Below are 14,361 nucleotides of genomic sequence, written 5' to 3'. Positions count from 1 at the left end.
TTTTTTTTGTGCTGTCACGGCCCCCGGTCGGGACCGCTTCGGGCGGTCAGTAGGGTTGAGGGGTGGATTATCGTGCGGTAGAACGCGCGATCATGGAGCGCGGCGTCGAGTGGGATTTCGAGCCGACGCTCGACAGGATCGCGGCCCTTCTTGATGTGCTCGGTTCGCCGCAAAGGGCGTACCCGGTCATACACATCGCGGGCACCAACGGAAAGACGAGCACGGCCCGGCTCACCGAGGCCCTGCTCAAGGAGCGCAATCTCAGAGTGGGGCGGTTCACCAGCCCTCATCTGGTCTCGATGCGCGAGCGCATCACGGTGGACGGCGAGCCGCTGAGCGAGGAGCGGTTCGCGGAGGTCTACGAGGAGATCATCCCGTATGTCGAGCTGACCGACACCCAGGGGCGGCGGATCCAGTTCTTCGAGTTGCTGACCGCCATGGCCTTCGCCGCCTTCGCCGACACCCCCGTCGACGTCGCCGTGATCGAGGCCGGCATGGGCGGGTCCTGGGACGCGACGAACGTGGCCGACGGCGTCGTATCCGTGATCACGCCCATCTCACTTGATCACACCGACCGGCTGGGGCCCGACATTCCCAGCATCGCCGGCGAGAAGGCGGGCATCATCAAGCCCGGCTCGACCACCGTGTTCGCCCAGCAGGAGCTGGCCGCGGCCGAGGTGCTCATGCGGCGGGTCGCCGAGGTGGGCGCGGTCGTGGCCCGTGAGGGGCTGGAGTTCGGCGTGCTCAACCGGGAGGTGGCCATCGGCGGGCAGCTGCTCACCCTGCGCGGCCTCAAGGGCGTCTACGACGAGGTCTACCTGCCGCTCTACGGCGCGCACCAGGCGAGCAACGCGGCCTGCGCGCTGGCCGCCGTCGAGGCGCTGACCGGCGGTGACGACCCGCTCGACGCCGATCTCGTACGGCAGGCGTTCGCCCAGGCCGCCTCGCCGGGGCGGATGGAGGTCGTACGGCGGACGCCGACGGTCGTGATCGACGCGGCCCACAACCCCGGCGGCATGCAGGCGACCCTGGAGGGGCTGCACGAGGCGTTCGACTTCGCCAAGGTCGTCGGGGTCGTCGCGGTCATGCGCGACAAGGACGTCGACGCGCTGCTCGAGCTGCTCGAACCGGTGCTCGACGAGATCGTCGTCACGCGTAACTCCTCGCCCAGGTCCATGACGCCGGAGGAGCTCGCGTCCCTGGCCGAGCCGCTGTTCGGCGAGGAGCGCGTACACGTGGTCGACAGGCTCGACGACGCCATCGACCAGGCCATCGGCGTGGCCGACGCGGACGGCGAGTTCAGCGGCACGGGCGTGTTCATCACCGGGTCCGTCGTGACGGCGGGTGACGCGCGGCAGCTGCTCAAGGCGGATGGTTCGCAATGAATTTCCAGGTGACTCCAGGTATGCGCAGGCTGGGCGCCAGCGTGCTCGGCATGGAGGCCATCGTGGCGGGGCTGATCACGCCCGTGGCGATCACCGTGGGCGGGGTGGCGCCCGCCCTCGCGGTGACCGCCGGCATCGGGCTGGCCGTGCTGTGCGTGGTCGCCGCGGGCCTGCTCAAGCGGCCTTTCGGCTACATCCTCGGCAGCGTCGTACAGGTGCTGGCGATCTGCACGGGCTTCCTCGTGCCGATGATGTTCTTCCTCGGTGCGATCTTCACGGCGCTGTGGATCACGGCGATTATCGTCGCTCGGCGTGTTGAGGGCGCTACTTCCCGCTAAAGTCGGCGCATGACCGTCCCCCCGATTCAGCGGTCGGCCGGGGCCAGGGGCCCATGGCTGCTCGATGTGACGCTCGGGCTGCTCGTCGTTGCCGCGCTGCCGCTGGCGATCGTCACCGTTCCCAACACGCTCTCCGTCGTGGCCAAGCTGCTGCCCGGTGACATCGACCAGGTCGGGCTGATGCGCACGCACGGGCTCGCCCTGCCCGCGCTGATGCTGACCGTGCCGCTGGCGGCGGTGGTGCTGCGGCGGGTCCAGGTAGTTCATGTGGTGCTGCTGGGGCTGGCGCTGGTGGCGCTGTCCGACGTCGCCGGCGGTTACGCGGGCTCGGAGCTGCTCGCCGGAGCGGTGCGGGTGCTGCGCGGCGTCGGCGCGGGCCTGGTCGTGCCCGCCACGCTGGCGGCCGTGTGGGACCGCGTGCTGGTGCTGCGGGCGCTGTGGGTGGGCGTGTTCAGCCTGAGCCTGCTCGCGGCCGAGGCACTGGCGCTGTGGCCGCTCGACAAGGCGAGCAGCTGGAAGGTCACGCTGCAACCGTACCCGATGCTGACAGGGATCGCGCTGGCCCTGGCGGGCGCGTACCTGATCATCTGGATCCTGCTCGGGCGGCCCGCCGCGCCCATGCTCAACGACGGGGAGCGGAGCCGGCTGCTGCTGGCCGCCGTGCCGGCGGCGGGCATCGCGATCGCGGCGATCAGCACCGCGACCGAGGGATGGCGGGCCATCCCGGTGATCGTGCTGGCGGTGGTGGCCGTGGCCGGGCTGCTGGGGCTGGCCACGATCGGGGCCGCGGAGAGCCGTACGCTGGCGTACTCCATGGTGGCGGTCGGCGTGGTGCTGCTGCCCAGCGCGGCCCAGGTCACGCTGGTGGAGATGGGCGGGCTCGGCGGGCCGGGGCTGCGCGGGCTCTGGATGCCGTACGCGATGGCCGGGCTGCTCGCCGTCGGCGCCGCCGCGGGCGTGCGCCGGTTCGCGCGGGCTCCCGGACGGTGGCTGACGCCTCTGGGGCTGCTCGCGATGGTCGTGGGGCTGTGCTCGGTGCGCCTCGTCGTCCCCTCGCCCGACGGGTTGGTGCTGGCGGTGCCGTTCACGCTGCTCGCCGTGGGGGCGGCGGTGGCGTTGACCTCGGCGCTGCAGGAGGTGGGGGTCGGGACGGCCGTCTTCGGGCTCTCGCTGTGCGTGGCGGGGGTGCTGGCGGGGTTCCTGCTCGGTACGGGCGTGCAGATGGCGATGCTGGACGGGGTTTCGTCGGCTCAGGAGCTGGTCGACAGCTTCGTCGGCGCGCTGCACTCGTGGGCCTTGATCGGCGGCTTCCTCGTGGTGCTGGTCATCGTCCTCTCCACGGTGATGACCCGGCGAGATGCCGCCGGACTTGGGGAAACGGCGTCCGTGCCGCCCGAGGACGGCGCCGACAAGGGGGACGATGAGGAACAACCTGCCGGTTCGGTGCCCGCCGTGCCGCCGCCGGGCCAATCGCCCGAGGACACCGCCTCTTAACGCCGTTTCGTAGGAAACGAGGGTGGGGGCGCGGGACGGTAAGCTGAGGCCCAAGCCACGGCGACGCGTGGGCCCGTCCCTCGCGAAGCATTCCGCGGCCGGGCCGGGCGCCCGTGACCGCGATCCTCATTCTGTTCGAAGGAGAACTCCAAGTGTCCGAGCGCACTCTTGTCCTGATCAAGCCCGACGGGGTTAAGCGCGGCCTCATCGGTGACGTGATCGCCCGTGTGGAGCGCAAGGGCCTCAAGGTCGTGGCGATGGACCTGCGCACCCTCGACGCCGACACGGCCAAGTCGCACTACGCCGAGCACTCCGAGCGGCCGTTCTTCGGTGAGCTCGTCGAGTTCATCACGTCGGGGCCGCTCGTCGCCATGGTCCTCGAGGGCCCGCGCGCCGTCGAGGCGTTCCGCGCGCTGGCCGGCGCCACCGACCCGGTCAAGTCGGCCCCCGGCACGATCCGCGGCGACCACGCACTCGAGATCGGCGAGAACGTCGTCCACGGCTCCGACTCGCCCGAGTCCGCCGCCAGGGAGATCAAGATCTTCTTCCCTGACCGTTTCTAGGCGATTCGGCTCGTCAATCCGCGCCCGTGCAGCATGTCGCTGCGCGGGCGCGCGTTTTTGTCGGGCGCCTGCCGTAGGGTGGCGAGGTCTTGGTGTGCGGGGCCGATTCGTGGGCGAGGCGGGGACGGGATTTTGTCGGCGCTTCCGCGTACGGTTGGCAGGGTCGATACGTGAGGCCTCGGGCCGATGGGCGTTTTGGATCGTTCCAGCAAGCCTTTGGGTGTTGTGGTGCAATCCGGGCAAAATTGCGGTTGAGGTAGGGGCTGGAGATTTTTGTGGGGCGCGAGGGCTCATTGCGCCCATCGGTGGGTACGTCACGTTACGATTCGAATTCGATCCGTAATCATTCGCGAACGACGTTACGGAGGGCTCCGTTCCCCATGGGCAGCAAGCTCGCGTTTCTCGGCCGTGACATGGCGGTCGACCTGGGCACCGCCAACACGCTGGTCTACGTGCGCGGCCGGGGCATCGTGCTCAACGAGCCCTCAGTCGTAGCGATCAACACCGCCACAGGCAAGATCGTGGCGGTCGGCATCGAGGCCAAGCGGATGATAGGTCGTACGCCTGGCAACATCGTCGCCGTCCGCCCGCTCAAGGACGGCGTGATCGCCGACTTCGATGTGACTGAGCGGATGTTGCGATATTTCATCCAGAGGGTGCACCGACGTCGGCATCTCGCCAAGCCGCGCATCATCATCGCCGTGCCGAGCGGCATCACCAGCGTGGAGCAGCGCGCGGTGAAGGAGGCCGGTTACCAGGCGGGCGCCAGGAAGGTCTACATCGTCGAGGAGCCCATGGCCGCCGCCATCGGGGCCGGGCTCCCGGTGCACGAGCCGACCGGAAACATGGTGGTCGACATCGGCGGAGGCACCACCGAGGTGGCGATCATCTCGATGGGCGGCGTGGTCACCAGCCAGTCGATCAGGATCGGCGGCGACGAGCTCGACCAGGCGGTGATCGCGTTCGCCAAGAAGGAATACTCGCTGATGCTCGGCGAGCGCACCGCCGAGGAGATCAAGATTGCGATCGGCTCGGCGGGCCCGACCGGCGAGGAGTCGCACGCGGAGATCCGCGGGCGCGACCTGGTCAGCGGGCTGCCCAAGACCATCGTCGTGTCGAGCGAAGAGGTCAGGAAGGCCATCGAGGAGCCGGTCAACGCCATCGTCGACGCGGTCAAGACCACGCTCGACAAGTGCCCGCCCGAGCTGTCCGGCGACATCATGGACCGCGGCATCGCGCTCACCGGCGGGGGCGCCCTGCTCAAGGGGCTGGACGAGCGCGTCAAGGCCGAGACGGGCATGCCCGTTCACCTGGTCGAAAACGCCCTCGACTCGGTCGCCATCGGCTCCGGCAAGTGCGCCGAGGAGTTCGAGGCGCTCCAGCAGGTCCTGGTGCCGGAGTCGCGGCACTGATGAGAGATTCTCGCCATGCGCGGCTGATCCTGGGCGGGCTGCTGACGGCGGCCCTGATCATCCTGACCGTCGACCATCGCACTGGCGACAGCTCGCCGCTGCGGCCGCTGCGAACGGCGGCGGCTTACGTGTTCGGCACAGCGGAGCAGTTCGGCGGGGGGCTGGTGCGCCCTGTCGGAGGGTTCGTCCGCGCCCTCCTGGACGCGCCCGGCGCCCAGGACCGCATCAACGCTCTCAAAGCGGAGAACGCCCAGCTGCGGGCCGGCCTGGTCGCCAGCAAGCTCGACGCGACCCGCTCCAAGGAGCTCAAGCAACTGCTCGGCCTGTCGGGGACCGGCGGATACAAGGTGGTCCCGGCCAACGTGGTCGCCCGGCGCGGGCTGCCGGGCTTCGAGGACGCCGTGCAGATCGACGCGGGCACGAGTGACGGCATCCGTACGGAGATGACCGTGCTCAGCGGCGAAGGTCTGGTCGGGCGCGTCATCAACGCCTCCCCGCACAGCTCGACGGTGGTGCTCCTCAGCGACCCGGCCTCGGCCGTCGGGGCGCGGCTGGAGGGTGGCAAGGAGATCGGCGTGGTGCACGGGGTGGGGGAGAACGGGCGGCTCGTCCAGTTCCGGCTCCTCGACTCCACGGCCCCGCTGACCAGCGGCGCGCGGATCGTCAGCTTCGGCTCGCAGAACGGCAGCCCGTACGTGCCCGGGGTGCCCATCGGGGTGATCGAGCGGGTGGAGTCGACGCCGGGGGAGCTGACCCGCATCGCGTACGCGCGTCCTTATGCGGATCTGTCGGCGCTGGATGTGGTCGGGGTGGTGGTGGAGGCTCCGAAGCGGGACCCGCGTGACGCGGTGCTGCCCGCCAGGGCGCTGCCTGCCGCGGAGGGATCGCGATGATCGGGGGGCGGGCGGTTCCACGGCGCCTGCCGATCCATGGGGATGGTGATCCGGGCGCTCGGGGGAGTGGTGCGGGGTGTCTGGTTGTGGGGTGGGGTGCGGGCGCGTATCCGACCGCATGGGGCGGTGCTGGCGCGTGTCTGGCTGCGGGGCATGGGGCTGGCCGATATCTGGGCGCTTGGCGCAGTACTGGCGGGTGTCTTGGCTTGTGGGGTGCTCGTGCGCGTCTGGGTATGCGGCGTAGCGCTGACGGGTGGATGGGCTCGCGGTGCGGCGCTGGCGGGCGTGCGGATGTGACCTGGCGTGTCGGGAGGCGTGCGGATGTGGCCCGGCGTGCTGGCGGGCATGTGGACGTGACACGGCGTGCTGGCGGGCATGGGGGCCGATGGTGCGGCGCTGGCGGGGGTGCGGAGGTGAGATGGGGCACGGGCGGGCGTGTGGGTGCCTGTCAGGGCGGCAGCGGTCGTCTGGAGCGTTCCATCGCGGGGTGGCGCTACGGGTCTCTGAGAGCGCTTGTGGCGGCGTATGACGGGGGCTGGGCGGGGCCGGTGCGGCGGCCGTCGGGGTGGATCGGCCCGCGGGCGGCTCGCGGAGGCTCGGCCTCGGTTCCGGGGTGGGAGTCGGTGAGGCCGCTGGCTAGGGTGTCGGGCTCACGGGGGCTTCGGTCGCCGGCACGCCTTCGGTCGCTGGCGCGGGTCCGGTCGTTGGTGTGGGCCGGAGTGGTGGGCGGTGGTCGGTCGCTGGCGTGGTCCAGAGCGGCGGGGGGCGGCCGGTGGGCGTCGCTGGCGGTTGGGCTGAATCGTCGGTGGCTGGGTCCGCTGGAACGGCTCGAACGGCCTGGCCGGGCTCCGTTCGGCGGGTCGGAGGCGGGGCGGGTGTGTGGGGTGGGGCGGATTGTGAGGGATTCCCGGGAGGGGGCGCGGTGATCGGCGGGTTGTCCGTGTTGTTGGCCTTGCTGGCGCAGGTCATGTTGGTCAACCGATTTCCCCTGCCGGCCGGGGGCTCGCCCGACCTGGTGCTGCTGGCCGTGATCGGGGCGGCGTTGGGGCGGGGCGCGGCGTCCGGGGCGGTGCTCGGGTTCAGCGCCGGGCTGCTCGTCGATGTCATGCCGCCGACCGCGCACCTCGTGGGGCAGTACGCGTTCGTGCTGGCGCTCGTCGGTTACGTGGCCGGGCGTGGTGCGGGCGGGCCGGTCACGACCGTGGTGTTGTGCGTGCTGATGGCCCCGCTGCTGGCGGCGGTCGTGAGCGGGCTGATCGCCGATCCCCGGGTGACGATCTCCACGCTGACCGAGCAGGTGCCCGTCACCATCGTCTACACGCTGGTCGTGTCCCCCATCGTGATCTGGCTGACCACACGGGGCAGGGAGGCGAGGTTCTCGACATGATGCGGATGCGGGCCAGGCTGCTGGTGGTGCAGGTGCTCGTGGTGACGTTGCTCGTCGTACTGGCCGTGCGCCTGTGGCAGGTGCAGGTGGTGCGCGGGAACGAGTTCGTGACGCGGGCGACGGAGACCAGGACACGGGCCGTGATCGTGCCCGCCGTGCGGGGGCAGATCCTCGACGCGCACGGGCGGCCGTTGGTGCGCAACAAGACCGCGTTGGTCGTGTCCGTGGACCGGACCAGGCTGACCAGGATGCAGGACGGCGGGCTCAAGGTGCTGAGCAAGCTGTCGGCGGTGCTCGGCCGGCCGGTCGCCGATCTGCAGCAGCGCATCACGCCGTGCGGGCCGGGGGTCTCCAAGCCCTGCTGGACCGGGTCGCCGTACCAGCCGGTTCCGCTCGACGAGAAGGTGGACACCCGGGAGGCGCTGCAGATCCTCGAACGACAGGAGGAGTTCCCCGGGGTGACGGCGGAGATCCACTCCGTCAGGCAGTACCCCGGCGGGCGCGACGGGGCGCAGATGCTCGGCTACCTGCAGCCGGTCACCGAGGCCGAGCTGGAGAAGCGCGAAGGCCTGAAGGCCAGCTTCTCCGGGGTGGACCTGGCGGGGCGTGACGGGCTCGAGTACGTCTACGACGAGGCGTTGCGCGGCAAGTCGGGGCTGCGCAGGGTGCAGGTCGACAGGATGGGCAAGGCGCTCGGCGTCGAGGAGCAGATCACCCCGATTCCCGGCGACCACCTGGTGACCAGCATCGACTCGCGGGTGCAGTCCGTGGTGGAGCGGGCGCTGGAGAAGGCGATGAAGTCCGCGCCGGCGGCCGACGGCGGCGCGGGGGTGGTGCTCGACGCGCGTACGGGACGAGTGGTGGCGCTGGCCAGCGCTCCCGGATACGACCCGGCGGTCTGGGCGGGCGGGATCTCGACGCGCGGGTATCAGTGGCTGTTGTCGGAGAAATCCGGCAAGCCGCTCGTGTCCCGGGCGATCAACGGCCAGTTCGCGCCGGGTTCGACGTTCAAGATCTCGTCGGTGTCGGCGATGCTGCGGTCCGGATACCCGCTGAACGGTACGTACGGATGCCCCGGCTCCTACATGGTCGGCGACCGGGCGTTCAGCAACTTCCGCGGCGTTTCGCTCGGCGATCTCAGCCTGCACACCGCGCTGGTCAAGTCGTGCGACACGATCTTCTACAAAGCCGCGTACGAGCAGTACCTGAAGGACGGCGGGCGCAACCCGAAGAAGGCCGCCAAGGAGATCTTCGCCAACACGGCCAGGGCGTTCGGGTTCGGCAGCCCGACCGGGGTGGACCTGCCGGGCGAGTCCGCCGGGCGCATTCCCGACCGGGCGTGGAAGAAGGACCTGTGGAACCGCACCAACGCCGTGACCTGCGAGCGGTCGCGCAAGGGATATCCGGAGGTCAAGGATCGGGCGCGGGCCGACTTCCTCAAACGGCTCGCGCTGGAGAACTGCACCGAGGGGTTCCTGCTGCGGCCGGGCGACTCGGCCAACTTCTCCATCGGCCAGGGCGACGTGCTGGTGACGCCGATGCAGCTCGCGCGGGCGTACATGGCGCTGGTGAGCGACGGGAAGGTCCGCAGCCCGCGCATCGGGTGGGCGCAGGTGCGGCCTGACGGCACGGTCGTCAGGACCATCCCGGTGCCGGTCGTGGGCAAGCTGCCGATCAGCGAGAAGGAACGGCTCTACATCAAGAACGCGCTGAGCCAGGTCCCCTCGGACGGCACCGCGGCGGGGGCCTTCGCCGGGTTCCCGATGGACAAGGTGCGCATCGGCGGCAAGACCGGCACGGCGGAGGTCTGGGGCAAGCAGGACACCTCGTGGTTCGCGTCATTCGCGCCCACGAAGAATCCGCAGTACGTGGTCGTGGTCATGGTCTCGCAGGGTGGCATGGGTGCACAGACGGCGGCGCCTGCCGTGCGGGAGATCTACGAAGGGATCTACGGCATCAAGCGGCCGCCCGCCGTGCCCGGTGGGAAGCTCACGACGAGGTTGCCGCGCTTCTCGCCTGACGGAACGGTGGCCGGAGGGTGAGCGCCCGGAGCCTGGAGCCGGGTGGGGGCGGTCGGGCGGGCGGCGCCTGTGAGGGTGAGTGCGGGGCTGCCGCTGGTTCCACCGCCACCGCCACCGTTGCCGCCGGTGCTACGGGTGTCGCTGGTGCCGGCGGGTTGATGGCTGTCGGTTCTGGTGCCGGTCTCTGTGGTGGGGCGGTGGCTGCCAGTTCTGGCGGTGGCCCATGTGGTGGTGGATCGGTGGCTGGCGGTTCTAGCGGTGGCGCACGGGGTGCCGGCGGCTCGGTGGCTGTCGGTCCTGGCGGTGGTACGTGCGGTGCTGGCGGTCCTGGTGGCGGTTCCTGTGGTCCCGGCTGTGGGACGGGTGTGCGTGAGGCGGGTTTGAGCGGCTGGGCCGGTCCTCGGGGGGTGAGGCGGCGTGTTCGCGGATGGGGGAGCGGCGGGCGGCGCGTGGCCGGGTGGGTGGTCGGCTGTGCGGCTGGGTGGGTGATCGGCTGTCTGGTCGGGTGGATGGTCGCCGGGATGGAGGTGCGGAGGTGATCGATCGGACGGTGGCCGGCCGGCGGCCGTCGCTGTTGCGCCGAGTCGCCGGTGAGAACTCGACGGTGCGCAGGCTGGATGGCCTGATGCTGGTCGCGGTGGCCGGGCTGTGCGTGATCGGTACGCTGCTCGTCTGGTCGTCCACCAGGACCTGGGCCCCGGGCTCGACGGGGCTGGTGAAGAAGCACATTTTCAATGAGATGATCGGGATCGTCCTGTGCGCGATCGTGGCGACCGTCGACCATCGCGCGATGCGGGCGTACGCGCCGCTGGTGTTCCTGGTGTCGCTGATAGGGCTGGGGCTGGTCATCACGCCGCTGGGCGCGACGATCAACGGGTCGCACTCGTGGATCCTGCTCGGCGGCGGGTTCGCGGTGCAGCCGTCGGAGTTCGCCAAGGTCGGGCTGCTGCTGATCATCGCGATGCTGCTCGCGCAGCCGGCCGAGGGCAGTGATCGGCCGCGCGGGCTGGACATATGGCTGGCGCTCCTCGCCTCGGGGGTCACGATGGGGCTGGTGATGCTCCAGCCGGACCTCGGGACGGCGCTGGTGCTGGCGGTGATCACGGCCGCCGGGCTGATCGTCGCGGGGGTGCGCAAGCGGTGGATCGCGGCGCTGACGCTGGTGGCGGTCGCCGGGGTGTTCTCGGTGTTCTACTTCCAGCTGCTCGAGCCGTACCAGGTGGCTCGGTTCACGGCGTTCGTCGATCCGAGCGTCGATCCGCGCGGAGTGGGCTACAACAGCACGCAGTCGATGATCGCGATCGGCTCCGGGCAGCTCCTGGGCAAGGGGCTGCTGGGCGGCGGGCAGACGACCGGGCGGTTCGTGCCCGAGCAGCACACCGACTTCATCTTCACGGTGGCGGGGGAGGAGTTCGGGTTCCTCGGGTCGGTCACGGTGGTGCTGCTGCTCGGGGTGGTGCTGCTGCGCGGGCTGAAGATCGCCAGGCAGTGCGACGACAGGTTCGGGACGCTGGTCGCGGGCACGATCGTGTGCTGGTTCGCGTTCCAGACGTTCATCAATGTGGGCATGACGATCGGGATCATGCCGATCACGGGGCTGCCGCTGCCGTTCGTGTCGTATGGCGGTACGGCCACGTTCGCGAATCTCATTGCGATTGGGCTTCTCCAAGCCATCAGAGTGCGAAGACAGTCGTTTAATTAGAGATATGTTCTTGGCTTATTGCGATGAGTGCGAGGATCGCTTCCTGCTGCCCGCGAGCCACGTCGTCGGCGTGCACAACCTGGCGAGCGGCGTGATCGCGGTCGAGCTGACCTGCTACGAGGGGCACCACCTCCTGGTGCTCAGCGGAAACGACATCGACATCCCTGGACCTGCCACCGTCTGAGCGCCGCTACGCTTGACCGTATGTCTGTCGAGTCGGTATTCCCCCGCCTGGAAGCGCTGCTGCCGAAGGTGCAGAAGCCCATCCAGTATGTCGGGGGTGAGCTCAACTCGACCGTCAAGGACTGGGACTCCGCCGACGTGCGGTGGGCGCTGATGTACCCGGACGCCTATGAGGTCGGGCTGCCCAACCAGGGTGTGGCGATCCTCTACGAGATCCTCAACGAGCTGCCCGGCACGCTGGCCGAGCGCACCTACGCGGTGTGGCCGGATCTCGAGGCGCTCATGCGGGCCGAGGGCGTCCCGCAGTTCACCGTCGACGCGCACCGGCCGGTGCGCGCCTTCGACGTGCTCGGCGTCTCGTTCTCGACCGAGCTGGGCTACACCAACATGCTCAACGCGCTCGATCTGGCGGGCATCCCGCTGATGGCCGTGGACCGGGGTGAGGACGACCCGATCGTGCTCGCCGGCGGCCACGCGGCCTTCAACCCGGAGCCGATCGCCGACTTCCTCGACGCGGCCGTGCTCGGCGACGGAGAGCAGATCTCCATCGCCATCTCCGAGGTCATCCGTGAGTGGAAGGCCGAGGGCAAGCCCGGCGGGCGGGACGAGCTGCTCATGCGGCTCGCCGAGTCCGGCGGGGTATATGTCCCGAAATTTTACGATGTGGACTACCACCCGGACGGTCGCATCAAGCGCGTCGCCCCCAATAGGGCCGACGTGCCGTGGCGGGTGCACAAGCACACCGTGATGGACCTCGACGAGTGGCCCTACCCGAAGAAGCCGCTGGTCCCGCTGGCCGAGACCGTGCACGAGCGGTTCAGCGTGGAGATCTTCCGCGGCTGCACCCGCGGCTGCAGGTTCTGCCAGGCGGGCATGATCACGCGCCCGGTGCGGGAGCGCTCGATCACGACGATCGGGGCGATGGTCGAGAACGGCATCAAGGAGTCCGGCTTCAACGAGGTCGGTCTGCTGTCGCTGTCGTCGGCCGACCACTCCGAGATCGGCGACGTCGCCAAGGGCCTGGCCGACCGCTACGAGGGCACCAACACCTCGCTCTCGCTGCCGTCCACCAGGGTCGACGCGTTCAACATCGACCTGGCCAACGAGTTCTCCAGGAACGGCAGGCGCTCCGGCCTGACGTTCGCGCCGGAGGGCGGCTCCGAGCGCATGCGCAAGGTGATCAACAAGATGGTCACCGAGGAAGACCTGATCCGCACCGTCACCACGGCCTACTCGCAGGGGTGGCGGCAGGTCAAGCTCTACTTCATGTGCGGCCTGCCCACCGAGCAGGACGAGGACGTCCTGGGCATCGCCGACCTGGCCAAGAAGGTCATCCAGGCGGGCCGCGAGGCGACCGGCAGCCGCGACATCCGCTGCACGGTCTCCATCGGCGGCTTCGTGCCCAAGCCGCACACGCCGTTCCAGTGGGCCGGGCAGGCCGACCACGAGACGGTCGACCGACGGCTCAAGGCGCTGCGCGACTCGCTCAGAGGCGACAAGCAGTACGGCAGATCCATCGGCTTCCGCTACCACGACGGCAAGCCCTCGATCGTGGAGGGCCTGCTCTCGCGCGGCGACCGCCGGGTCGGCGCCGTGATCCGCGCCGTCTGGGAGGACGGCGGCAGGTTCGACGGCTGGAGCGAGCACTTCTCCTACGAGCGCTGGATGGCGGCCGCCGAGAAGGCGGGCGTCGACGTCGACTGGTACACCACGCGCGAGCGGGCGGAGAACGAGGTCCTGCCGTGGGACCACCTCGACGCCGGGCTCGACCGCGAGTGGCTCTGGCAGGACTGGCAGGAGGCCATTTCCGGCGGCGAGGTCGAAGACTGCCGCTGGACTCCTTGCTACGACTGCGGCGTCTGCCCGACGATGGGCACGGAAATTCAGATCGGTCCCACGGGGCGGAAACTCCTTCCTCTTACGGTGGTCTAGCGCGCTCAGTGGGCAGCCGGTGCCTCGGCGTACACGTACACGCGTCAGGGCGGCTTATCCTGAGACGAAGGAACTCTTACAAGGGAAGGACGACCAGCTCTGAAACCTGTTCCCGAAGGGCCTCCGCCCGCGCCCACGGTGCAGCGCCTTCGCGTGCGCTACGCCAAGCGCGGCCGCCTGCGCTTCACCAGCCACCGCGACATCTCGCGGGCCGTTGAGAGGGCGGTCCGCCGTGCCGGCATACCGGTGGCCTACAGCGCAGGTTTCTCGCCCCACCCGAAGATCTCCTATGCGGGCGCGGCGCCGACCGGTGTCGCCAGCGAAGCCGAATATCTCGAGATCGGTGTCACCACGCCGTGCGATCCCGAGCAGGTGAGACAGGACCTGGACGGGTCGCTGCCGCCTGGACTCGATGTGCTCGACGTCGTGGCGGCGGGCTCGGGTGGGCTGGCTGACCGCTTGGAGGTCTCCGACTGGGAGGTGCGGCTGCCCGGTGCCGATCGCGAGCTCGCCGAGGTGGCGGCGGAGAAGTTTCTCGCGGCAGGCACTGTGGAGGTCGAGCGCCTCACCAAGAAGGGCCCCCGTCGCTTCGACGCGCGGGAGGCCGTCCTGGGGCTCACGGTGTCCGAGGGAACAGACAGACCAGACAGAACTGCAGCTCAGGTGCTCGGAGGGCCGTGTGTCATACTGCGCATGGTTGTTCGGCACATGACGCCTGCCGTTCGACCCGACGATGTGCTCACAGGGCTGCGCCTTGTGGCCGACTTCGCGCCGCCGGTTCCCCCCGAGGTGACCAGGCTGGCGCAGGGGCCGCTTGACGCCAGCACTGGTGCGCTTGCCGATCCGCTCGACCTGGACCGCGACACCACGCGCGGCGGCGAGGCGGGACCGGCGAGTGAGCACGTCGCCGGTTAAGGCGGTGCCCTGCGCGAGCGGGGCACGACCGATGACAGGACTTGGCGCCGACATCCCCTCATCGGGGGCGTTGGCGGACAACGAAACACGAGGGCTCCTGCGCGGCGCGGCGACGCGCCCGGGAGCTGACGGGAGA

General features: G+C 69.9%; 12 protein-coding genes. All 12 read left to right on the top strand.

Annotated elements, in window-relative coordinates; genetic code table 11:
• Positions 1-92: 92 nt before the first annotated feature.
• The 12 genes from HD596_RS60095 (at position 93) to HD596_RS60040 (ending at position 14,225) form a co-directional block, all read left to right on the top strand.
• A complete protein-coding gene (locus HD596_RS60095; protein WP_185079455.1) occupies positions 93-1,385 on the top strand; it encodes a bifunctional folylpolyglutamate synthase/dihydrofolate synthase in 1,293 nt (430 codons plus the stop codon).
• Positions 1,382-1,723, top strand: coding sequence for a DUF4233 domain-containing protein (locus HD596_RS60090; RefSeq protein ID WP_221520122.1), 342 nt, complete (start codon positions 1,382-1,384; stop codon positions 1,721-1,723). Before HD596_RS60095 ends, HD596_RS60090 begins: the two co-directional genes overlap by 4 nt.
• A gap of 9 nt (positions 1,724-1,732) precedes the next feature.
• Entirely contained in the window at positions 1,733-3,217 is a 1,485-nt protein-coding gene (locus tag HD596_RS60085) for a hypothetical protein (protein WP_185078197.1), read from the top strand.
• 152 nt (positions 3,218-3,369) lie between these two features.
• Positions 3,370-3,780 (top strand): nucleoside-diphosphate kinase, encoded by a 411-nt coding sequence (ndk, locus tag HD596_RS60080; protein ID WP_138720277.1) that lies wholly within the window; start codon positions 3,370-3,372, stop codon positions 3,778-3,780.
• A 380-nt stretch (positions 3,781-4,160) separates the two neighbouring features.
• The gene (locus HD596_RS60075; protein WP_185078196.1) at positions 4,161-5,192 is read left to right on the top strand and encodes a rod shape-determining protein; all 1,032 of its coding nucleotides are present in this window, start codon (positions 4,161-4,163) and stop codon (positions 5,190-5,192) included.
• Positions 5,192-6,085, top strand: coding sequence for a rod shape-determining protein MreC (mreC, locus tag HD596_RS60070; RefSeq protein ID WP_185078194.1), 894 nt, complete (start codon positions 5,192-5,194; stop codon positions 6,083-6,085). The genes HD596_RS60075 and mreC overlap by 1 nt, the downstream gene beginning before the upstream one ends.
• A gap of 967 nt (positions 6,086-7,052) precedes the next feature.
• Entirely contained in the window at positions 7,053-7,472 is a 420-nt protein-coding gene (mreD, locus tag HD596_RS60065) for a rod shape-determining protein MreD (RefSeq protein WP_221520121.1), read from the top strand.
• Positions 7,469-9,514, top strand: coding sequence for a penicillin-binding protein 2 (mrdA, locus tag HD596_RS60060; protein ID WP_185078191.1), 2,046 nt, complete (start codon positions 7,469-7,471; stop codon positions 9,512-9,514). The genes mreD and mrdA overlap by 4 nt, the downstream gene beginning before the upstream one ends.
• 514 nt (positions 9,515-10,028) lie before the next feature.
• Entirely contained in the window at positions 10,029-11,195 is a 1,167-nt protein-coding gene (gene rodA / locus HD596_RS60055) for a rod shape-determining protein RodA (RefSeq protein WP_185078190.1), read from the top strand.
• Positions 11,196-11,199: 4 nt separating this feature from the next.
• Entirely contained in the window at positions 11,200-11,379 is a 180-nt protein-coding gene (locus tag HD596_RS60050) for a hypothetical protein (protein ID WP_185078189.1), read from the top strand.
• Positions 11,380-11,399: 20 nt separating this feature from the next.
• On the top strand, positions 11,400-13,310 hold the full coding sequence (locus HD596_RS60045; RefSeq protein ID WP_185078188.1) for a TIGR03960 family B12-binding radical SAM protein: 1,911 nt from the start codon (positions 11,400-11,402) through the stop codon (positions 13,308-13,310).
• A 138-nt stretch (positions 13,311-13,448) separates the two neighbouring features.
• Complete coding sequence (locus tag HD596_RS60040; protein ID WP_185078187.1) at positions 13,449-14,225, top strand: TIGR03936 family radical SAM-associated protein; 777 nt, start codon at positions 13,449-13,451, stop codon at positions 14,223-14,225.
• The last annotated feature ends 136 nt before the right edge of the window (positions 14,226-14,361 follow it).

Origin of the sequence: Nonomuraea jabiensis, from assembly GCF_014204795.1 — a bacterium.
Lineage (GTDB): Bacteria > Actinomycetota > Actinomycetes > Streptosporangiales > Streptosporangiaceae > Nonomuraea > Nonomuraea jabiensis.
Note: the sequence above shows the minus strand (reverse complement) of the source record. Positions and strands in the feature narration are given on the sequence as shown.